Source organism: Achromobacter sp. HNDS-1, assembly GCF_040084795.1.
Lineage (GTDB): Bacteria > Pseudomonadota > Gammaproteobacteria > Burkholderiales > Burkholderiaceae_B > Achromobacter > Achromobacter ruhlandii.
The window spans coordinates 4,562,835-4,582,922 of sequence record NZ_CP157584.1; the positions used below are offsets into that span (position 1 = coordinate 4,562,835).

General features: G+C 67.1%; 17 protein-coding genes. 8 read left to right on the forward strand and 9 right to left on the reverse strand.

Annotation, left to right across the window (positions count from 1 at the left end):
- Positions 1-18 precede the first annotated feature (18 nt).
- The 3 genes from ispD (at position 19) to ABFG95_RS21090 (ending at position 3,542) form a co-directional block, all read left to right on the forward strand.
- Complete coding sequence (gene ispD / locus ABFG95_RS21080) at positions 19-702, forward strand: 2-C-methyl-D-erythritol 4-phosphate cytidylyltransferase (protein WP_049072066.1); 684 nt, start codon at positions 19-21, stop codon at positions 700-702.
- Positions 693-1,187: a 2-C-methyl-D-erythritol 2,4-cyclodiphosphate synthase gene (gene ispF, locus ABFG95_RS21085; protein ID WP_049072068.1), complete on the forward strand. Its 495-nt coding sequence runs from the start codon at positions 693-695 to the stop codon at positions 1,185-1,187. The genes ispD and ispF overlap by 10 nt, the downstream gene beginning before the upstream one ends.
- A gap of 303 nt (positions 1,188-1,490) precedes the next feature.
- The gene (locus tag ABFG95_RS21090; protein ID WP_278991702.1) at positions 1,491-3,542 is read left to right on the forward strand and encodes a DUF4344 domain-containing metallopeptidase; all 2,052 of its coding nucleotides are present in this window, start codon (positions 1,491-1,493) and stop codon (positions 3,540-3,542) included.
- A 101-nt stretch (positions 3,543-3,643) separates the two neighbouring features.
- Here the strand turns inward: ABFG95_RS21090 and ABFG95_RS21095 are convergent, their stop codons facing one another.
- From ABFG95_RS21095 to ompR, 4 genes are all read right to left on the reverse strand, one after another.
- Positions 3,644-4,162, reverse strand: a complete 519-nt coding sequence (locus ABFG95_RS21095; protein WP_049072072.1) for a carboxymuconolactone decarboxylase family protein — start codon at positions 4,160-4,162, stop codon at positions 3,644-3,646.
- A 74-nt stretch (positions 4,163-4,236) separates the two neighbouring features.
- Positions 4,237-4,785: a peroxiredoxin gene (locus tag ABFG95_RS21100; protein WP_006389231.1), complete on the reverse strand. Its 549-nt coding sequence runs from the start codon at positions 4,783-4,785 to the stop codon at positions 4,237-4,239.
- A gap of 59 nt (positions 4,786-4,844) precedes the next feature.
- Complete coding sequence (locus ABFG95_RS21105) at positions 4,845-6,239, reverse strand: ATP-binding protein (RefSeq protein WP_054419436.1); 1,395 nt, start codon at positions 6,237-6,239, stop codon at positions 4,845-4,847.
- 34 nt (positions 6,240-6,273) lie between these two features.
- The gene (gene ompR / locus ABFG95_RS21110) at positions 6,274-7,008 is read right to left on the reverse strand and encodes a two-component system response regulator OmpR (RefSeq protein WP_003813882.1); all 735 of its coding nucleotides are present in this window, start codon (positions 7,006-7,008) and stop codon (positions 6,274-6,276) included.
- Between the two features lie 131 nt (positions 7,009-7,139).
- On the opposite strand from ompR, the gene tsaB reads away from it, so the two are divergent.
- Complete coding sequence (gene tsaB, locus ABFG95_RS21115) at positions 7,140-8,408, forward strand: tRNA (adenosine(37)-N6)-threonylcarbamoyltransferase complex dimerization subunit type 1 TsaB (protein WP_278991698.1); 1,269 nt, start codon at positions 7,140-7,142, stop codon at positions 8,406-8,408.
- Positions 8,405-9,349: a uracil-DNA glycosylase gene (locus tag ABFG95_RS21120; protein ID WP_278991696.1), complete on the forward strand. Its 945-nt coding sequence runs from the start codon at positions 8,405-8,407 to the stop codon at positions 9,347-9,349. Before tsaB ends, ABFG95_RS21120 begins: the two co-directional genes overlap by 4 nt.
- Before the next feature lie 63 nt (positions 9,350-9,412).
- Here ABFG95_RS21120 and lplT read toward each other — a convergent pair whose 3' ends face one another.
- Complete coding sequence (lplT, locus tag ABFG95_RS21125) at positions 9,413-10,729, reverse strand: lysophospholipid transporter LplT (RefSeq protein ID WP_049072079.1); 1,317 nt, start codon at positions 10,727-10,729, stop codon at positions 9,413-9,415.
- Between the two features lie 312 nt (positions 10,730-11,041).
- Between lplT and smc the strand changes: the two genes are divergently transcribed.
- Genes smc through ligA form a run of 3 tightly spaced genes read left to right on the forward strand, consistent with a single transcriptional unit; the run spans position 11,042 to position 17,785 of the window.
- Positions 11,042-14,575 (forward strand): chromosome segregation protein SMC, encoded by a 3,534-nt coding sequence (gene smc, locus ABFG95_RS21130; protein ID WP_059269513.1) that lies wholly within the window; start codon positions 11,042-11,044, stop codon positions 14,573-14,575.
- A gap of 46 nt (positions 14,576-14,621) precedes the next feature.
- Positions 14,622-15,686, forward strand: coding sequence for a cell division protein ZipA C-terminal FtsZ-binding domain-containing protein (locus tag ABFG95_RS21135; protein ID WP_169537705.1), 1,065 nt, complete (start codon positions 14,622-14,624; stop codon positions 15,684-15,686).
- On the forward strand, positions 15,686-17,785 hold the full coding sequence (gene ligA / locus ABFG95_RS21140) for an NAD-dependent DNA ligase LigA (RefSeq protein WP_348994899.1): 2,100 nt from the start codon (positions 15,686-15,688) through the stop codon (positions 17,783-17,785). The genes ABFG95_RS21135 and ligA overlap by 1 nt, the downstream gene beginning before the upstream one ends.
- Positions 17,786-17,955: 170 nt before the next feature.
- On the opposite strand, the gene ABFG95_RS21145 is transcribed toward ligA, so the two are convergent.
- The 4 genes from ABFG95_RS21145 to msrB form a co-directional block, all read right to left on the reverse strand.
- Positions 17,956-18,732: a peptidylprolyl isomerase gene (locus tag ABFG95_RS21145; RefSeq protein ID WP_006389239.1), complete on the reverse strand. Its 777-nt coding sequence runs from the start codon at positions 18,730-18,732 to the stop codon at positions 17,956-17,958.
- A 17-nt stretch (positions 18,733-18,749) separates the two neighbouring features.
- Positions 18,750-19,019, reverse strand: a complete 270-nt coding sequence (locus ABFG95_RS21150; RefSeq protein WP_054419473.1) for a BolA family protein — start codon at positions 19,017-19,019, stop codon at positions 18,750-18,752.
- An 81-nt stretch (positions 19,020-19,100) separates the two neighbouring features.
- Positions 19,101-19,667, reverse strand: a complete 567-nt coding sequence (locus tag ABFG95_RS21155) for a septation protein A (protein WP_049072089.1) — start codon at positions 19,665-19,667, stop codon at positions 19,101-19,103.
- Complete coding sequence (gene msrB, locus ABFG95_RS21160; RefSeq protein ID WP_054419447.1) at positions 19,664-20,062, reverse strand: peptide-methionine (R)-S-oxide reductase MsrB; 399 nt, start codon at positions 20,060-20,062, stop codon at positions 19,664-19,666. The genes ABFG95_RS21155 and msrB overlap by 4 nt, the downstream gene beginning before the upstream one ends.
- Between the last annotated feature and the right edge of the window lie 26 nt (positions 20,063-20,088).

Sequence of the window (20,088 nt, forward strand, 5' to 3'; positions counted from 1 at the left end):
TTATAAAATCACCGCACCATGTCTGACTCAATCATCGCAATCGTTCCCGCCGCCGGCGTCGGCGCCCGTGCCAGCCACCCCGGCGCCGAAAGCGTGCCCAAGCAATACCGTCCGTTGGCCGGACAGCCCATGCTGCGCCACGCCGTGGCTGCCCTGCTCGCGGACGACCGCGTGTCGCAGGTGCGGGTGGCGGTGACGCCGGGCGACGGCTGGGTCGACCAGGCCGTGGCCGGCCTGCCGCGCACGGTCTGGCGCGCCTGCGGCGGCGCCACCCGGGCCGATACCGTGGCCGGGGCGCTGGCCGAAAGCGGGGTGTCCGACGATACCTGGGTGCTGGTGCACGATGCCGCCCGCCCCGGCCTGCCGGCCGCGGCGCTGGCGCGCCTGATCGACGCCTGCCTTGCGGATCCCGTCGGCGGCCTGCTGGCGCTGCCCGTGGCGGACACCGTCAAGGCCGGCCATGAGCGTGTCGAGCGCACCCTGGACCGCAACGGGCTGTGGCTGGCGCAGACGCCGCAGATGTTCCGCGCCGGCGTGCTGCGCGACGCGCTGACGGCCGCCGCTGTGAATGGCATCGCCGTCACCGACGAGGCCTCGGCCCTCGAGGCCGCGGGCTATGCGCCGCTGCTGGTGCCCGGCGCCCTGCGCAATTTCAAGGTGACCTGGCCGGACGATTTCGAACTGATGGAAAAATGGCTATGAGTAGTATTCCTTTCCGTGTCGGACAGGGTTTTGACGTGCATGCGCTGGTCGAAGGCCGGCCGCTGATCATCGGCGGCGTGACCATTCCGCACAGCCACGGCCTGCTGGGCCATTCGGATGCCGACGTGCTGCTGCACGCGATCACGGATGCGCTGCTGGGCGCGGCGGGCCTGGGCGACATCGGCCGCCATTTTCCCGACACCGATCCGGCCTTCAAGGGCGCCGACAGCCGTGTGCTGTTGCGCGAGGCCGTGGCGCGCGTGCGCCAGGCCGGCTGGGCGCCGGTGAACATCGATGCCACCGTGCATGCACAGGCCCCCAAGATCGGCCCGCATGCGCCGGCCATGGTCAGCAATATCGCCGCCGATACCGGCTTGGCCGAGACCGAGGTCAACATCAAGGCCAAGACCAACGAAGGCCTGGGCTACCTGGGCCGCAAGGAAGGCATTTCGGCCACGGTGGTGGCGTTGTTGGCGCGGATCTGACTGCCGCCCCGGGGCCTTTGCCTGAATCGATGGCGCGGGTGTTCACCGCGCCATTTTTTTGGCGTGCCGGCGTTGTTTTATTCGCACGGATACATGTCCACAACTAATTAACAAACCGCAAAATAGGGCGCGGACCGCGTGGCTGCTATGGTTTGGCGCGAATCCCGCGTCATTTGGGGCGCGCAGCCCGAAAATGCCCTGTGTTTTCGTCTTGCCGGGGCATTTGAACTGGAATATTCTGCGGCTACTTAACGTCTGGATAATAGGGACACTAGGATGCATGTACGTGGCGCTGCCTTATTCGTGGCTCTCGTCGCCTTTGGTTCGCCTGCACATGCAGAATTCGAGCAGCAGCTCGGCCCGCTCGCGGGCGCTGTCCGCACGCAGCTGCTGCAGGGCTGGACCGCGGGGGTCGAGGATGGCTGGTTCACGCTGCGCAACAAGGCCACGGCCGGCAGCGAACAGACGCTCTACCTGAACGTCGGACAACCGCCCGAAGGCGGCCGTATCACCGACGTGAACGTGGTCCTGAATTCGAAGAATCCCAAGGCTTCCATCGGCCTGGCGCTGACCAACCGTGCGCGCAAGGGCCTGTGCCTGCTCGAACTCACGGCCGCCAAGCAGACCTTGCTGTTCTGTCTGGATGGCGACAAGCGCCGCGATATCGCCAACGTGCCCAACGTGGCGAAGCTGGACGGCTCCGACCGCATCAAGGTGGTCGAGGTGCCGGGCGCGGCGCGCTTCATCGTCAACGGCCAGAAGATCGGCGATATCGAGAACGAACCCGCGCTGGGCTCCGAACTGGGCATCATGGCCTACGAGGTCGGCACCTTCGGGATCGCGGACTTCACCATCAACACGAACGTCAACGCCAATACCGGGCAGGGTGGCGGGCAACCGCAACAGCAGCCGACGCGCGCGCCGCAGGCCTCGCCGGATTCCGGTGCCAGCAGCGGCCTGCCGGGTTCGGGCCCGTACCCGCGCTTCGGCGGCGACTCGCTGCGCATCGTGGCGGTGTACATCGGCATCATGCGCAGCATTTTCATGCATGAGTTCGGCCACGCCCTGATCGGCGAACTCGAGCTGCCTTCGACCGGCGCCGAGGAAGACGCGGTCGATATCTATTCGGCGCTGCAGATCGTCGAACCCACCATGTACCCGTCCAGCGACAAGGACACCAACGCCATGGCCCAGGGCGCGGCCAAGTACGCGGCCCTGCAGTGGTATTACAGCGGCAAGCTGGCCGAGGCCCAGGGCGCCGGCAATTCGCCCTGGCAGGACGAGCACACCGGCGACCTCAAGCGCTTCCGCAACATGCTGTGCATCATGTACGGCGGCAACCCGGGCGTGTTCGAATCGTTGGTCGAGCAGGTTGGCTTCGAAGACCGCACCAAGTCGCGTTGCGCGGACGAGTTCACCAAGCAGAACCGCGCCTGGCGCCGGATCCTGGCGCCGCATACCCGCGTCGGCACCTGGTCGCCCGACGGCCAGCAGCCGGCGAACGCGCCCGGCGCGCCGGTGAACGTGACGTTCGAGCCGTCTTCGCGCCGCATTGGCAACCTGTTCGCCAACAACCTGTCCGAAGCCATCACCAACAACATCAAGCTGCTGGGCCAGACCTACGTCCTGCCGCGACCGGTCAACGTGGTCTTCAAGGACTGTGGCAAGCTCAACGCCTGGTACAGCCCGCGCGAAGGCTCGATCACGATGTGCTACGAGCTGATCGAGAACATCGCGGTGATGATCTCCGACATCGAGATGGGCACGGTCGGCGGCGAGCCCAAGCAGGGCGGGGCGGCGCCGCAGCGGTCTCCGCAACAGGCGCCGCAACAGCCGCGCCAGCAGCCGCCCGCCGGCCAGCCGCAGCGCGCGCCCGGCAACGGCGGCTTCGACGAACTGCAAGATAGCGGCGTGCCGCCGACGACGCTGCTGTTCTCGGCGCCCTACAAGGGCCCGACGCCCAACACCCATCCGCGCGCCAAGGTGATCACCACCAAGGACGTGGTGGCCCTGCTGACCGATGAAAAGAACAAGAACTTCCTGGTGATCGATACCAGCGGCCTGCGCGAGACCATCCCCGGCGCGTTCCCCCTGAGCGACGCGGGTTCGGACGGCGCCATTACGGACCAGATGCAGGAAGCCTTCGATGGCTGGCTGCACAAGAAGACCGGCACCGAGAAAGAGCACAATGTGCCCTTGATCATCATGGGCGCCGGCATGAATGACCGCTCGTCCTATAACGCCGCGCTGCGCGCCGGCATGATGGGCTGGCCGGTCTACTGGTACCGCGGCGGCATGGAGGCCTGGGTTGCCAATGGCCTGCCGACGACCGCCGTGAAGTCGCAGGGGCAATAAGAAGGATCGCCGGGCGGCGCAACGACCGCCCCGCCAATGCAAAAGCCCGCCTGTTCGCACAGGCGGGCTTTTGCATTGTTTCGCGCGAAGGCGCGCCAGGCTTACTTGCCCTGCGCGGCCAGCGCCAGGGCGGCGGCGTTGACCACCGAGGCGATGCGGCCGGCGTCGCGCAACTGTTCGGTCGACAGGCCGTCCTTCTTCAGGTTCTCGTAGTGCGAGCCGACGCAGAAGTGGCACTTGCCGATGATCGAGGCCACCAGCGCGAACAGCTCGAAGCGCTTCTTGTCGACGCCGCCGTGGGTGGCGTAGGCGTTCATGCGCAATTGGGCCGGCAGGCTCTTGAGCTGGGCGTCGCCGCTCATCTCGACATACGGGTACCAGGTGTTGTTCATGCCCATGAGCGCCGAGGCGGTCAACGCGGCATTGGCGTCGGTTTCGGACAGGCCGCTCTTGAAGGCTTCGATCAGCACCGGGCTGCGCGCGGCGTAGGCGGCCGACAGGGCAGCGCCGACGGCGTCTTCGGGGGCCAGGGTCGAGCGGGCGATCACGGCGTCCAGATTCAGGCGGATGTCCTTGGCCCAATCCGGCAGCTGTTCCTTAATGGTCGTCAGAAATTCCATAGTTTTTACCTATAATCTAGCGCAGTTAAAGCCCGGCGAAGGACCTGCGGACAGGTCCCCGGCCGGGCTGGAAATTACAGCGTGGCGCCGCCAACCGTACGGTTGCACGGGCACAGCTCGTCGGTTTGCAGGCCGTCGAGCAGACGCAGGACTTCTTCCGGGTTACGGCCGACGTTCAGGTTGTTCACCGAAACGTGCTGGATCGTGTTGTCCGGGTCGACGATGAAGGTGGCGCGCAGGGCAACGCCAGCGCCCTTTTCACGCACGCCCAGCTGGTCGATCAGGGCGCCGGTGGTGTCGCCGAACTGGTAGTGACCCAGCTTGTTCAGGTCCGGGTGCTCACGGCGCCAGGCCAGCTTGACGAATTCGTTGTCGCTCGAGCCACCCAGCAGGACGGCGTCGCGGTCTTCGAAATCCTTGGCCAGCTTGTTGAAGCCGACGATTTCGGTCGGGCACACGAACGTGAAGTCCTTCGGGTAGAAGTAGATCACCTTCCACTTGCCGGGGAACGAGCTTTCGGTGATGTCTTCGAAAGCCGAGACGCCGTTTTCTTCGTGCTGGTTGAAGCCGGGCTTGACGCCGGTAACCTTGAAGGGCTCGAGTTTGTCGCCAACAGTTTTCATGTTTACTCCCAGTAGTTGTTGGTGGAATTAAGGCGGTGCCTCAAACCATAAATTCTACGCTATGGATTATCGTTGTCTAATTGATAATTCCTAAACTTCGCTTTGGGCAGCTCTATGCGCGCGGTCAGGCCGCCGCCCTCGCGCGGCAGCATGCGCAGGGCGCCGCCGACGTGCTTGAGCAGGCGCTCGACGATCGCCAGCCCCAGGCCGGCGCCGCTGACGCCGGTGCGCGCGGCTTCCCCGCGGGAAAAGGGACGCAACAGGCGGTCGACGTCTTCGGGAGCGATGCCGGGGCCGCGATCGGACACCTCGATGACGATCATGCCGCCCTCAGCTTGCAATGTCATGACCAGATGGGCCATGCCGTCGGTCGAGCGGCCATAGCGGCGCGCGTTCTCGATCAGGTTGCTGACGATGCGCTTGAGGTCCAGCGCCGTGATGCGGGCCCGCAGGCCGGGTTCGAGGGTGGCCTCCAGCTCGCCGCCCAGCGACGAGGTGTGGCTGCGCTCGCGTTCGTACAGCTCGGCCAGCACGGCGGAAATGTCGGTGGCCAGTTGCGGCAGGGTGCCGGCGGGACGGGCGTACTCCATCAACTGGCCGATGCTGTGGTCGATCTGGCCGAGGTCCTCGTCGATGGCCTGGCGCGCGTCTTCCGACACGCCGCTCAGCTCGATTTCCAGGCGCATGCGCGCCAGCGGCGTTCGCAGGTCATGGGAAATGCCCGCCAGCATCAGCTCGCGGTCGGCCTCGGCCTGCCGCAAGTCCTTGGCCATGCGGTTGAACGAGGCGTTCAGGTCGCGGATTTCCAGCGGGCCCTGCTCGGGAAGCGGCGCCGGGGTCTCGCCGCGCGACAGCACCTGGGCCGCGCGCGCCAGCCGCGACAGCGGCCGGTTCACGAAACCGACGCTGACCGCCGCGCCCACCAGGGACAGCAGTAGCGCCGTGGCGCCCCATCCCAGCCATTCGATGCCGCCCGTCAGCCCGATCTGCTCGCGTTCGAACACCAGCCAATATAGGTCTTTCTCGATCTGGAAACTGACCCAGAAGCCCGGCACCTGGTTCACGCCCCAGGCGATCTGGGTCTCGGGGCCGAAGCGCGTGCGGATGTGCTGCGCCACGCGCTGCCAGTAATCGTCGTCGGGGAGGGCTTCGGCGAAGTCGGTGACCTCGCGCGGATAGACCTGGATGCCTTCATTGGTGGCCAGGTCGAGCAGGAGCTTGCTGCGTTCGCCGTTGTGCGAATAGATCAGCGCGGTGCGCGTGATATTGACGGCCGTGATCACCCGCTGCGCCATCTGATTGGCGCGCGGTCCCAGCTCCATGCTGAAGAAGACTTGTAGCCACGCCCCCAGGCTGACCAGCATGAGCGCGGCCAGCAGCAGGAACGTGCGGCCGAACAAGCCGAGCCGCAAACGTGAAGTCAGGTTCCTGAAGGTTTTGCGCAAGCGGGGCACGAGGCTGCGCTCCTGCCCGGGGCGGGCGTGTCGATCAACTACCACCGTCCGGCACAAACACGTATCCGAGACCCCAGACGGTCTGGATGAATACGGGCTTGGACGGGTTCGGCTCGATCAGCTTGCGCAGGCGCGAGATCTGCACGTCGAGGCTGCGGTCGAAGGCTTCGTATTCGCGGCCGCGGGCCAGTTCCATGAGCTTGTCGCGCGACAGCGGAATCTTCGGGTGGCGGGCAAACACCTTGAGCACCGAGAATTCGCCGGTGGTGATGGGCACCTGTTCGCCGTTGCGCGTGAGCGTGCGGGTCGACAGGTTCAGCACGTAGGGGCCGAAGGCGATGGATTCGTTTTCCTGGCTGGGAGCGCCGGGATGTTCCTCGGTACCGCGGCGGCGCAGGATCGCGTTGATCCGGGCCAGCAGCTCACGAGGGTTGAACGGTTTGGACAGATAGTCGTCCGCGCCCATCTCGAGGCCGACGATGCGGTCGATTTCTTCCGCCTTGGCCGTCAGCATGATGATGGGGGTATTGTCGTGCCCACCGCGCAGCCGGCGACAGATGGACAGGCCATCTTCGCCGGGCAGCATCAGATCCAGCACGAGCAGGTCGAAGTGCTCGCGTTGCCAGAGTTTGCCCATCTCTTTGGCGTCTTCGGCAACGAAAACGTTGAATCCCTGCTCGGACAGATACCGGCGCAGCAGATCGCGCAAGCGCGGATCATCGTCAACGACGAGGATTTTTCGGGTGGGGGTGGTGTTTTGCGTATTCATGGCCGGAAATGTAACAGTGACAAGAACCAGCGGCTAGTGGGCGTTCACAAGATATTACACATTGCGAACCATGGTTGAAATCCCCCTTACATACGGGGCCAATCCCCCGGTATTTCGTACAATCTGCATCTATGGAACTAAACCTGCTGGCTCTGGAAACCTCTGCGTCGCGCTGCGGCGTGGCCCTTTTGCGCGCCTCTGGCGGGCGGCTGGAGGTTGCCGTCCGCGAACATGAAGGCTCCCAGGAGCACGCCGAACGCCTTTTGCCGATGGCCAACGAGCTGCTGGCCGAGGCCGGCCTGGCGCCCGGCGCCCTGCAGGCGGTGGCGTTCGGCCAGGGGCCGGGCGGCTTCACCGGGTTGCGGGTGGCCTGCGGCGTGGCCCAGGGGATGGCGATGGGCCTGGGCATCCCGGTGCTGCCGGTCGTATCGCACCAGGCCGTGGCCGCCCAGGCGGGCGGCACGGCGGACCAGGCCATCGTGGTGGCGCTGGACGCCCGCATGAATGAAGTCTATCTGGCGGTCTATCGGCAGGTGGCGGGCGCCTCCGGCGAGTCCGCCTGGGACACGCTGCAGGCCCCGTTGCTGATCGCGGCGGCCGAAGTGGTGCCCTGGACGGCGCATCATCTGTCCGCCTGGTCGCGCGCCGCAGGCCGCCCGCTGACCCCGCTGCTGGCGGGCGATGCGTGGGAGGCCTACGCGGCCGACATGCCCGTTCCCGCCGACTGGCGCCGCGCCGTCGAGGCGCAGCGGCCCGAGGCGGCCAGCGTGGCGCGGCTGGCCAGCCAGGCCTGGCTGCGGGGGGAGGCGCTGCCGCCGGAGCAGGCCGCGCCGCTCTATGTGCGCGACAAGGTCGCATTCACCACCGCCGAGCGTCAGCGCGGCGAGGGCGGCAATCCCAAGGCCCGCTCGACGCTGGCGCCGCTGGTGCCGCAGGCGCTGACCGACGCCGACCTGGACGACGTGGTGGCGCTGGAAGCCAATGTCCAGTCCTTTCCCTGGACCCGCGGCAATTTCGCCGATGCGCTGGCGGCCGGCTATGGCGCCTGGACATTGCGGCGTGATGGCCGGCTGGCCGGGTTCTGTATCTTGATGTTTGCGCCCGACGTGGCCCATCTGCTGGTGATCGCCGTGGCGCGCGACCTGCACCGCCAGGGCCTGGGCAGCCTGCTGCTGGACTGGTGCGAGCAGCAGGCGCGCGAGCGCGGCCTGGATGGCGTGCTGCTGGAAGTGCGTCCGTCCAATACCTCGGCGGTCGCGTTCTACAAGGACCGCGGCTATCTGCAGATCGGCCTGCGGCGGGGCTACTATCCGGCCGAGAAGGGCGGGCGCGAGGATGCGCTGGTGATGCAGAAGCGCCTGGACACGGCGGCGGCCGCGCCCCTGGGAGCGGCGGCGTGACGGCGCCGCATTCCCCGCCGGCATCGGCCGCGCCCCGCGTCAATCCGCTGCAGCGCCTGTGGCTGCGCGAGCTGGGCATGGAGCGCCTGTGGCTGCGGCCCGCGCCCCAGCCGCAGGCCGCGCCCGCTGCCATGCCCCAAGTGGCTGTTTCCAAACAGGAATCGCCCGCCGCGCCGCCCCAGGTGGCTGTTTCCAAACAGGAGTCTCCGGCACCGGCGATGCCGGCCCGTGATGCCGCTGCGCCGCCGGCGGCCTCGGCGGTTCGCCCGGCCGGCCCTGGCCCGGGCCTGCGCAACGGCCCTCCGCCCAAGCCGGCGCCCAAGGCCGAGGTGGTCACGGACGCCGCCCCGGCGGTGATTCCGGTGGCCGAAGCGGTCAAGAACGCCACCCTGGACGAACTGCGCGAACAGGTGGTGGCGTGCACCGCATGCGGCCTGTGCGGCGGCCGCCGCCACGCGGTGTTCGGCCATGGCGGCCAGCCCACGCGCTGGCTGGTGGTCGGCGAGGCGCCCGGTGAACAGGAAGACAGGCAGGGCCAACCTTTCGTGGGCCGCTCCGGGCAGTTACTGGATTCGATGCTGTCGGCGGTGGGCATGAGCCGCGAGCGCGATGTCTTCATCGCCAACGTCATCAAGTGCCGCCCGCCCGGCAACCGCAATCCCAAGCCCGAGGAAATCGCGGCCTGCAGTCCGTACCTGATGCGCCAGATCGCGCTGCTCAAGCCGGAGCGCATTCTGGTGCTGGGTCGCTTCGCTGCCCAGACGCTGCTGGGCACGGACGCGACCATCGGCAGCCTGCGCGGCCGGGTACACCAGATGAAGACGGAAGAGGGGCGCGAGATCCCGGTGATCGTGAGCTATCACCCGGCCTATCTGTTGCGCAGCCCGGCCGAGAAGGCGAGGGCCTGGCAAGACCTGAAGCTGGCCTCCCGCCAGCTGTAGGCGGGAAAGCCTTTTCCCAACGGCGCCGCCGGACAGGGCCGCGAGGGCGGCCCCGGCGGGCGATCAGCGGGTGTGCGAGTCCAGCGCGTGGCCGTGGCCTTCCTGGCCGATCTGGTCGTGCAGTTCGGGATTGGCCGCCAGGTTGCGCCGGCTCCAGCGCATGAACACCACCATCAGCACGGCCACCACGGTGCCGAAGATCACGATGATGATGTTGATCGGCAGTTGCAGCCACAGCAGCAGCGTGTACATGGCCACCATCAGCAGGATGTTGAGCTGCTCGTTGAAGTTCTGCACCGCGATCGAATGGCCGGCCGACAGCAGCACGTGGCCGCGGTGCTGCAGCAGGGCGTTCATGGGCACCACGAAGAAGCCCGCCAGCCCGCCCGTGATCAGCAGCAGCAGGTAGACGCTCCAGGGCGCATAGACCAGCGGCATCAGCAGCACCACCAGGCCCATGGCGGCGCCCACCGGCAATACCGACAGGGCGCGGCGCAGCGGGATGCGGCCGGCCAGGATCGAGCCCACCACCGTGCCCAGCGCGGCCACGCCCATCAGCATCGAGGCCTTGTCCAGCTGGTAGCCCAGATGGCTGCGGCCCCATTCGATGACGATCAGTTGCAGCGTCGCGCCGGCGCCCCAGAACAGGGTGGTGACGGCCAGCGAGATCTGGCCCAGCTTGTCCTTCCAGAGCACGCGCACGTAGCCCCAGAAGGTGCGCATCAGCTTGACCGGGTTCTTCTGCTGCGGCGGATAGCGCACGTGAGTGTGCGGGATCAGCAGGTTGCACAGCGCCGCCAGCAGGTAGACGAAGGCGATGACCAGGATGGCGGCTTCGGCCGGCGTATGCACCAGCTTGCCGATGAAGGAGTGTTGCAGCAGCGCGGTGGATACCGTGGTCGAGATCAGCAGGCCGCCCAGCACGGTGCCCAGGATGATGGAGAAGACGGTCAGGCCCTCGATCCAGCTGTTGCCCTTGACCAGCATGGTCGGCGGCAGCATTTCCGTGACGATGCCGTACTTGGCCGGCGAGTAGGCGGCGGCGCCGATGCCCACCACGCCGTAGGCGGCGCAGACCAGGTAGGTCTGGTATTCAGGGGCGACGCCGATGCTGGCGTACGAGAACATGAGCAGACAGCCGGCCACTTTCAGGGCGTTGGTCGAGAACATCACCCGGCCCTTGGGGTACGAGTCGGCGATGGCGCCAACGAAGGCGGCCAGCACCACGTAAGCCAGCGCGAAGGACCATTTCATGATCGGGGCCAGCCAGTCCGGGCCGTGCAGTTCCTGTATCAAGGCGATCGCGGCAATGAATAGCGCGTTGTCCGCCAATGACGAGAAGGCCTGCGCGGCCATGACCAGATAGAAACCTCGTTTCAAGAATGTCCCCGTACTTTGACCTGAGCCCGGTCGGTCTGCGTGAAAATTATGCGTCTTGCGAAAAAGTGTCAGCGAGTATAGCCCGTGGCGCGGGTAGGGCTATTCAGCGTTTGCCCGCGGGTTGCGGCAGGTCAGGTGGCGGACGGCAAGGGGGCGGGCTGTCCCCGGCTTGACCGTTGTTCACGTTTGGGGACAGACTGCCTGCGGTATCATACGACCCATCCGCAAGCCGGCCCTCCGTGGGCCGGTTTGCAATGTGTGCGGCAGGTCCGTTAACGCCTTTCGTTCAACCCACCCCGTCGTCATCGTACTGTGCGTCTTACTCAGCTCAAACTCGCCGGCTTCAAGTCCTTCGTCGATCCCACCGTGATTCCCGTGCCCAGCCAGCTGGTGGGCGTGGTGGGACCCAATGGCTGCGGCAAATCGAACATCATCGATGCGGTGCGCTGGGTGCTGGGCGAAGCCAAGGCCTCGGAACTGCGCGGCGAGTCCATGCAGGACGTGATCTTCAACGGCTCGGGCAACCGCAAGCCGGCGGCCCGGGCGTCGGTCGAAATGGTGTTCGACAACAGCGAGGGCCGCGCCGCCGGGCAATGGAGCAGCTACGCCGAGATCGCCGTGCGCCGCGTGCTGACGCGCGACGGCACCAGCAGCTATTTCGTCAACAACCAGCAGGTGCGGCGCCGCGATATTCACGACATCTTCCTGGGCACCGGCCTGGGCGCGCGCGGCTACGCCATCATCGGCCAGGGCATGATCAACCGGCTGATCGAGGCGCGTCCGGAGGAACTGCGGGTGTTCCTGGAAGAGGCCGCCGGCGTGTCGCGCTATAAAGAGCGCCGCCGCGAGACCGAAAACCGCCTCTCCGACACGCGCGAGAACCTGACCCGCGTCGAAGACATCCTGCGCGAACTGAACAGCCAGCTGGAAAAGCTGGAGGCCCAGGCCGAGGTCGCCACCCGCTACCGCGAGCTGCAGGCCGATGGCGAAAAGAAGCAGCACGCGCTGTGGTTCCTGAAGGAAACCGGCGCGCGCGAAGAGCGCGCCAGGAAGGCCCAGGAAATGGCCCAGGCCCAGAACGAGCTGGAAGCCGCCATTGCCGGCCTGCGGGCCGGCGAAGCCGCGCTCGAATCCCGGCGCCAGGCCCACTACGCCGCCAGCGACGCGGTCCACACCGCCCAGGGCGCCCTGTACGAGGCCAACGCCCAGGTCAGCCGCCTGGAAGCCGAAATCCGCCACGTGGTGGATTCCCGCAACCGCCTGCAGGCGCGCCGCGACCAGCTGCAGCAGCAGATTGCCGAATGGAACAGCCAGCGCGAGCACTGCGCCGAGCAGATCGCGCAGGCCGAGGAAGACCTGGCCGCCGGCGCCGCCCGCACCGAAGAGGCGCGGGCCGCCGCCGAGGACGCCCAGGCCGCGCTGCCGTCGGTTGAGCAGCGCGTGCGCGAAGCCGCCTCCGGCCGTGACGAAATGCGTGCCGCCCTGGCCCGCGTGGAACAGAACCTGGCCCTGGTGGCGCAGACCCAGCGCGACGCCGACCGCCAGATGCAGGCGCTGGAGCAGCGCCGTGAGCGCCTGCAACAGGAACTGCGCGAATTGCACAGCCCCGACCCGGTGCGCCTGGAGCAACTGGCCGGCGACCGCGTTGCCGGCGAGGAGCAGCTCGAGGAGGCCCAGGCGGAACTAGCCACTTTGGAAGGCAAGGTGCCGGACGCCGACGCCGAGCGCAGCCGCGCCCAGGCGGCCGCCCAGACCGACGCGCAGAACCTGGCCCGCCTGGAAGCCCGTCTGTCGGCGCTGGTGAAGCTGCAGGAAGACGTGCAGAAGCAGGGCGCGCTGGAACCCTGGCTGGCCAAGCACGAGCTTGCCGGCCTGGCGCGCCTGTGGCAGAAGCTGCATATCGAACCGGGCTGGGAAACCGCCCTGGAAGCCGCCCTGCGTGAACGCATGGCGTCCCTTGAAGTGCGCAGCCTGGACTGGGCCCGCGCCTTTTCCGACGACGCGCCGCCCGCCCGCCTGGCGTTCTACCAGTTGCCGCCCGCGGCGCCCGCGCCGGCGGCGCCGGCGGGGCTGACGCCGCTGGCGAGCCTGCTGCGCATCACCGATCCCGATCTGCGCACGCTGCTCAATGACTGGCTGGCCGGCATCTACACCGCCACCGACCTGGCCCAGGCCCTGGCGACCCGCGCCACGCTGCCCGCCGGCGCCGCCTGCGTGGTCAAGGCCGGCCACCTGGTGGATGCGCACAGCGTGCGCTTCTACGCTCCCGATTCCGAGCAGGCCGGCCTGCTGGCGCGCCAGCAGGAAATCGAGAACCTGCAACGCGAGATCAAGGCGCAGCAGCTGATCACCGACCAGGCTCGGGCCGCGGTTGCCCGCGCCGAAGTGGCCTGGCAGCAGGTGACCCAGGCGATCGCGCCGGCCCGCCAGCGCGTCGCCGAAGTGACCCGCCGGGTGCACGACATCCAGCTGGAACACTCGCGCCTGCAGCAGCAGGCCGAGCAGTCCGGCCAGCACGCCGCGCGCCTGCGCCAGGATCTCGAAGAGATTTCCGCGCACGAAGAAGACCTGCGCGCCACCCGCGAAGAGGCCGAGGCCCGCTTCGAGGCCCTCGACGAGGAACTGGCCGAGCACCAATCGCGTTTCGCCGACGCCGAGATGGACGGCGAGACCCTGGCCGCCCAGGCCGAGGCTGCCCGCGCCCGCCTGCGCGAGCTCGAGCGCGCCGCCCAGGAAGCCGAGTTCGCTGAACGCGGCATCCAGGTCCGCATCACCGACCTGCAGCGCAACCAGCAACTGGCGGCTGACCAGAGCCAGCGCGGCAGCGTCGAACTCGAACAACTGCTGGCCGACCTGGTCGACCTGGACGCCTCGGCCTCCCAGGCTGGCCTGCAGGACGCACTGGAAGTGCGCGCCGAGCGCGAAGAGGCGCTGTCGCGCGCCCGCCAGGAAATGGAAAACCTGTCGGCGCTGCTGCGTGGCGCCGACGAAGACCGCATGCAGCAGGAGCGCACGCTCGAACCGCGCCGCGCCCGCATTACCGAATTGCAGTTGCAGGAACAGGCCGCGCGCCTGGCTGAAGAACAATTCACCGAGCAGCTCAATGCCCGCGAGGTCGACCGCGAGGCCCTGGCCCAGGAACTGGCCAACCAGCCAGACGAATGGCGCCGCGCCAGTTGGCTGCAATCCGAAGTGACCCGCATCTCGCGCCAGATCGAGTCGCTGGGCTCGGTCAACCTGGCCGCGCTGGACGAATTGAACACCTCGCGCGAACGCAAGGGCTTCCTGGACGACCAGCACCAGGACCTGATGACCGCCATCGAAACCCTGGAAGACGCGATCCGCAAGATCGACCGCGAAACCCGCGACCTGCTGCAAGAGACCTTCAACGTCGTCAATGGCCACTTCGGCGAGCTGTTCCCCAAGCTGTTCGGCGGCGGCGAGGCCAAGCTGACCATGACCGGCGAGGAAATCCTCGATGCCGGCGTGCAGGTCATGGCGCAGCCGCCGGGCAAGCGCAACAGCACCATCCACCTGCTGTCGGGCGGCGAAAAGGCGCTGACGGCCACCGCGCTGGTGTTCGCGCTGTTCAAGCTGAACCCCGCGCCGTTCTGCCTGCTGGACGAGGTGGACGCGCCGCTGGATGACGCCAATACCGAACGCTACGCCAACCTGGTCGCCAACATGAGCGAGCAGACCCAGTTCCTGTTCATCTCGCACAACAAGATCGCGATGCAGATGGCCAAGCAACTGATCGGCGTCACCATGCAAGAGCAGGGGGTTTCGCGTATCGTTGCGGTAGACATAGATTCGGCCGTCCAGATGATGGCCTCCGAAGCGGCATAAACCCAATATTCAGAATGGCGCCGGCTTCCTGGCGCGGGATTTACACATGAGTGATTTGCAGATCGGGCTGATTGCCCTGGGCGTCTTGCTGATACTGCTGGTGCTGGGCTTCAACTGGTGGCAGGACCGCCGTGTCCGCCGCAAGATGCAAAGCCATTTCCCCACCTCCGAGCAGGATCCGCTGCTGGGCGCGGGCGCGGTCGGCGCCACGGGGGGCGCGGCCACGCGCCGCGAGCCGGGCATCGGTGATGCGCCCAAGGCGCATCCGGAGCAGCCCAAGCCGGTCGATCCGGGCAGCGACGCCGATGATGCCGAGGAACCCGATCCCGCCTGCGAAGTGGTCATCGAGATCAACTTCGCCGAACCGGTGCGCGGCGCCGACCTGCTGCCCTACATGCAAAGCCTGCGCCACGTGGGCCGCAAGCCCATGCGGGTTTTCGCCGAGACCGACCAGCGCCGCCACCGCGCGCGCGTGCATGCCGGCGAGTCGTATGCCTCGATGCAGCTGGCCGTGCTGCTGGCCAACCGCAGCGGCCCGCTGACCGCCATCGAGTGGTCGCAGGCCTGGGCCCGCGCCCAGGACATGGCAGAGCGCTTCGACGCCACCATCGAGGGCCCCGACCAGCAGGCGGTCCTGGAACAGGCCGCGCGCCTGGACGACACCTGCGCCGCCCTGGACACGCAGGTCGGCCTGACCCTGCTGCTGGGCGCCGCCCAGCCTGCCGCCGAGGTGCTCAACGTGGCCCGCGATGCCGGCTTCGTCGCCGATGGCAACCGCCTGGCCTGGCCGGCCGAGAACGGCGTGGCCCGCTTCACCCTGGCGCGCGCCGACGGCGCCGCCTTCGACGCCGGCATGGGCGGCATCGAACGCCTGTACCTGTTGCTGGACGTGCCTTGCAGCCCGGCCGACAGCCGCGCCTTCGGCCGCATGGTCGACGTGGGCCGTGAACTGGCCGCCCGCCTGCGCGCCGACCTGGTGGATGACCAGGGCAAGCCGTTGGCGGATGGATCGGAAAGCGTCATCGACGAACGGCTGCAGGTGCTGTTCGGCCAGCTCGAGCAGGCCGGCCTGCCCGCTGGCAGCGAGCGCGCCCAGCGGGTGTTTGCATAATGAGCAAGGCCGGAGGGACCCCCGCGGCGGAAACCGCGGCGCGCCTGCGGGCGGAAATCGAGCAGCACAACGTCCGCTACTACGTCTACGACGACCCGTCGATCTCGGATGCCGAGTACGACCGGCTGATGCGTGAGTTGCAGGATCTGGAAGCCGCGCATCCGGAACTGGTCACGCCCGAATCCCCCACGCAGCGGGTCGGCGCGGCGCCGGTTTCGGCCTTCGGCAGCGTGCGCCATGCGGTGCCGATGCTGTCGCTGGGCAACGCCTTCGACGAAGAGGACGTGGTGGCATTCGACCGCCGCGTTACCGACACGCTGCGCGGCGCCGGCCTGCTGGGCCCGGCACAGCAGGCGGAATATTTCTGTGAACTGAAGCTCGACGGCCTGGCGATCAGCCTGCGCTACGAGGACGGCCGGCTGGTCCAGGCTGCCACGCGCGGCGACGGCCAGACCGGCGAGGACGTCACGTCCAACATCCGCACGATCAAGGCGATCCCGCTGCAACTGAGCGGCCCGGCGCCCAAGGTACTGGAGGTGCGCGGCGAAGTGCTGATGAACCGCGCCGATTTCGAGAAGCTCAACGCGGCGCAGGCCAAGCGCGACGAAAAAGTCTTCGTCAACCCGCGCAACGCCGCCGCCGGCAGCCTGCGCCAGCTCGACCCGCGCATCACCGCCAAGCGGCCGCTGCGCTTTTTCGCCTATGGCTGGGGCGAGGTGCGCGGCCTGCCGGGCACGCAGAGCGGCCTGTTCGACGAAGCGTCGGCCGGCGCGGCGGATGCCTCGACCCTGCCCGAGAAATCGCATGGCGCCATGCTCGACTGGCTGGCATCGCTGGGCCTGCCGGTCAACGTGAAGCACAACCACCGTGCCACCGGCGCCGAGGGGCTGATGGCCTTCTACGCCAAGGTGGGCGCCCTGCGGCCCGAACTGCCCTACGACATCGACGGCGTGGTCTACAAGGTGGATTCGCTGCCGGCGCAGAAGCTGCTGGGTTTCGTGGCGCGCGCGCCGCGCTTCGCGCTGGCGCACAAATTCCCGGCCGAAGAGGCCACCACCACGCTGCTGGACATCGAGGTGCAGGTCGGCCGTACCGGCGCCATCACCCCGGTCGCCCGGCTCAAGCCGGTGTTCGTGGGCGGCGTGACCGTCACCAACGCCACGCTGCACAATGAAGACGAGATCCGCCGCAAGGACGTGCGCATCGGTGACACCGTTATCGTGCGTCGCGCCGGCGACGTGATCCCGGAGGTGGTGGGCGCGGTGCTCGAAAAGCGTCCCGCCGACGCGCGCGAGTTCGTCATGCCCAAGGCCTGCCCGGTCTGTGGCTCGGCGATCGAGCGCCTGGAGGATGAAACCATCGCCCGCTGCACCGGCGGCCTGTTCTGCGCCGCGCAGCGCAAGCAGACGCTGTGGCACGCCGCCAGCCGCAAGGCCCTGGATATCGAGGGCCTGGGCGAGAAACTGGTGGAGCAACTGGTGGACAGCGGCCGCGTCAAAACGCTGGCCGATCTGTTCAGCCTGCGCCCGCTCGAGCTGGTCGGGCTGGACCGCATGGGCCAGAAGTCGGCCGACAACCTGGTCGACGCCATCGACAAGGCCCGCGCGCCGGCATTGGGGCGCCTGCTGTTCGCGCTGGGTATCCGCCACGTGGGCGAGACCACGGCGCGCGATGTCGCGCGGCACTTTGGCACCATCGAGTCCATCATGGACGCCGATGAGGACGCTTTGTCCTCGGTGCCCGACGTGGGGCCGGTGGTGGCGGGATCGATCCGCCGCTTCTTCGCCGAGCAGCACAACCGCGATGTGATCGATCAGCTCAAGGCGCAGGGCGTGCAGCCGGTGGCCGAGGCGGTGCCCGAGGACACCACGCTGGCGGGCAAGACGTTCGTGTTGACCGGCACGTTGCCCAACTGGACGCGCGAGGAAGCCTCCATGCGCATCCAGGCCGCGGGCGGCAAGGTCAGTGGGTCGGTGTCCAAGAAGACCGCCTATCTGGTGGCGGGCGAAGACGCCGGCAGCAAGCTCACCAAGGCCCAGGAACTGGGTGTCACGGTACTGGACGAGGACGGGCTCAAGGAACTGCTGGGTTCGTCCTGATCGTGCGGGCCGCGCTGCCGGCCCGCCGCCTGGCCCTGTCGAACAGGCCGTCCGCCCCTGGCGTGCGGCCTGTTTTCATTTCCGGCGCGGCCTTGAGCGCCTCTTGGGCTTGGCGCGCACAAAAAAACTGCCCGCGCAGGGCGGGCAGTTCTTGGAGGCGGGAACCAGATTTACTGGATCTTGGCCTTTTCGCGCAGTTCCTTCTGGTAGTCGGCCAGGGTTTGCTGGCGCAGCATTTCTTCCAGTTGGGTGCGGACCTGGTCCAGCGGCGGGAATTCGACCGGACGGGTGTCGTCGACCATGATGATGTGCCAGCCGAACTGGGTCTGCACCGGCTTGTCGACCAGTTGGCCCTTCTTGAGCTGGGTCACGGCCTGGGCGAACGGCTGGACGTAGTTGGTGGGAGGAGCCCAACCCAGGTCGCCACCCTTTTCGGCGCTGCCGGGGTCCTTCGAGTTCTTCTTGGCCAGGTCGTCGAACTTGCCCTTGTTGCTCTTCAGCTGGGCCAGCAGGTCGTTGGCGGTTTTTTCGTCTTCGACCAGGATGTGACGGACCTTGTATTCCATCTTGCCGGCCTGTTCTTTCTTGATCTTCTCGTACTCGGCCGTGACCTTGGCGTCCGACACCGGGTGCTTGGCCAGGTAGTCGGCCATCAGGGCGCGGACCAGGATGCCTTGGCGGGCCAGTTCGATTTCGGTCTGGACGTCGGCCTGCTTGGCGATGCCGCCGGCTTCGGCCGCTTGCACGAAGACCTGGCGGTTGATCATTTCCTGCTTGACCTGTTCACGCAGTTGGGGCGAATCGGTGGCGCCCTGGCTGACCAGCAGCTTGACGAATTGATCCAGGCTCTTCTGCGGAATGGCCTTGCCATTGACCGTGGCGACGTTCTGGGCGAAAGCGGGCACGGCGATGACGCAGGCGGCGGCCAGCATGACGATGCGTTTCATGAATATCCTTTTACTTTCTATTTGGGAGCCTGGGCGTCGAGCGCCAGCGCATGAATCGGATAGGGGATCAAATCTTGCAGATGATGATACACCAGCCGATGTCGCGCCACGGCAGTCAGTCCTGTAAAACAGGACGCTACGATATGGACGCGATAATGGCCGGCGCCGTTTTTACTGCCTTCGTGACCGGCATGCAAATGCGAGTCGTCCTGGATGTCCAGGGAAACCGGTTCCAGGACGGCCAGGCGCTCCCGGATCAGGGTGATGCGGTCGGTGGTCTCTGACATGGCGTCGATCGTAAAAGTTCCGGCGCGCGCAGGGCGCGCCATGGGGAGAAAGGGCCGGACCCCGTGGCCCGGCCGTGTACGTCAGGCCTTGGGCGGGGTGCCCGCGCCGTCGTCGGCCTGGATGTGCTTGCCGAGCCAGAGAGACTGGCCGATGACGAACACGATCATCAGGCCCATCAGGCCGAAGGCCTTGAAGCTGACCCACTGGGATTCGGTGAAATGCCCCGAGAACGCCACGTAGAGATTGATGGCGCCGGCGAACAGGAAAAAGCCGGCCCAGATCAGGTTGAGCTTGTCCCAGGCGGCGTCCGGCAGCTGGATCTGCTTTTCCATCAGGCGGCGGATCAGGTTGCGGCCGAACAGCAGGCGCGCGAACACCAGCGCGCCGCCGAACAGCCAGTACAGCACCGTGGGCTTCCACTTGATGAAGACGTCGCTGTGCAGCCAGATGGTGGCGCCGCCGAACACCAGGATCACGGTCAGGTTGATCCAGTGCATGGCTTCGGTCGGCCGGCCGGTGACCTTGAGCCAGACGATCTGCAGCACCGCCGCCGCCATGGCCACGCCGGTGGCCACGAAGATGTCCGTGAACCGGTAGGCCAGGAAGAACAGGAACAGCGGAAAGAGGTCGAACAGGAACTTCTTCATTCTTCTGTGGGTTCGAACGTCATCGACAGGGAATTGATGCAATAGCGCAGCCCGGTGGGCTCGGGCCCGTCGGGGAAGACATGCCCCAGGTGCGCGTCACAGACGTTGCACAGCACCTCGGTGCGCACCATGCCGTGGCTGGTGTCGCGTTCTTCGCGCACCAGTTCCGGGTCGAGCGCCTGGAAGTAGCTGGGCCAGCCACAGCCAGCGTCGAACTTCGTGTCGGACGCGAACAGCGCGGTGCCACAGCCCACGCAGCGGTAGATGCCCGGGGTGAAGGTATTCCAGTAGCGCCCGGTGAATGCGCGTTCGGTACCCTTTTCGCGGGTGACGACGTATTCTTCCGGGGACAGCTGGGCCCGCCATTCGGCGTCGGTTTTGCGTACTTTGTCCATATCAGCTCTTGGAGTCCCGATGCCCG

Excerpts from the sequence above, each read along its gene's own strand:
- ABFG95_RS21100 (WP_006389231.1), bottom strand. The coding sequence starts at position 4,785 with ATGAAAACTGTTGGCGACAAACTCGAGCCCTTCAAGGTTACCGGCGTC.
- tsaB (WP_278991698.1), top strand. The coding sequence starts at position 7,140 with ATGGAACTAAACCTGCTGGCTCTGGAAACCTCTGCGTCGCGCTGCGGC.
- ABFG95_RS21095 (WP_049072072.1), bottom strand. The coding sequence starts at position 4,162 with ATGGAATTTCTGACGACCATTAAGGAACAGCTGCCGGATTGGGCCAAG.
- msrB (WP_054419447.1), bottom strand. The coding sequence starts at position 20,062 with ATGGACAAAGTACGCAAAACCGACGCCGAATGGCGGGCCCAGCTGTCC.
- ABFG95_RS21145 (WP_006389239.1), bottom strand. The coding sequence starts at position 18,732 with ATGAAACGCATCGTCATGCTGGCCGCCGCCTGCGTCATCGCCGTGCCC.
- ompR (WP_003813882.1), bottom strand. The coding sequence starts at position 7,008 with ATGAATACGCAAAACACCACCCCCACCCGAAAAATCCTCGTCGTTGAC.
- ligA (WP_348994899.1), top strand. The coding sequence starts at position 15,686 with ATGAGCAAGGCCGGAGGGACCCCCGCGGCGGAAACCGCGGCGCGCCTG.
- ABFG95_RS21135 (WP_169537705.1), top strand. The coding sequence starts at position 14,622 with ATGAGTGATTTGCAGATCGGGCTGATTGCCCTGGGCGTCTTGCTGATA.
- ispF (WP_049072068.1), top strand. The coding sequence starts at position 693 with ATGGCTATGAGTAGTATTCCTTTCCGTGTCGGACAGGGTTTTGACGTG.
- ABFG95_RS21155 (WP_049072089.1), bottom strand. The coding sequence starts at position 19,667 with ATGAAGAAGTTCCTGTTCGACCTCTTTCCGCTGTTCCTGTTCTTCCTG.
- ispD (WP_049072066.1), top strand. The coding sequence starts at position 19 with ATGTCTGACTCAATCATCGCAATCGTTCCCGCCGCCGGCGTCGGCGCC.
- ABFG95_RS21150 (WP_054419473.1), bottom strand. The coding sequence starts at position 19,019 with ATGTCAGAGACCACCGACCGCATCACCCTGATCCGGGAGCGCCTGGCC.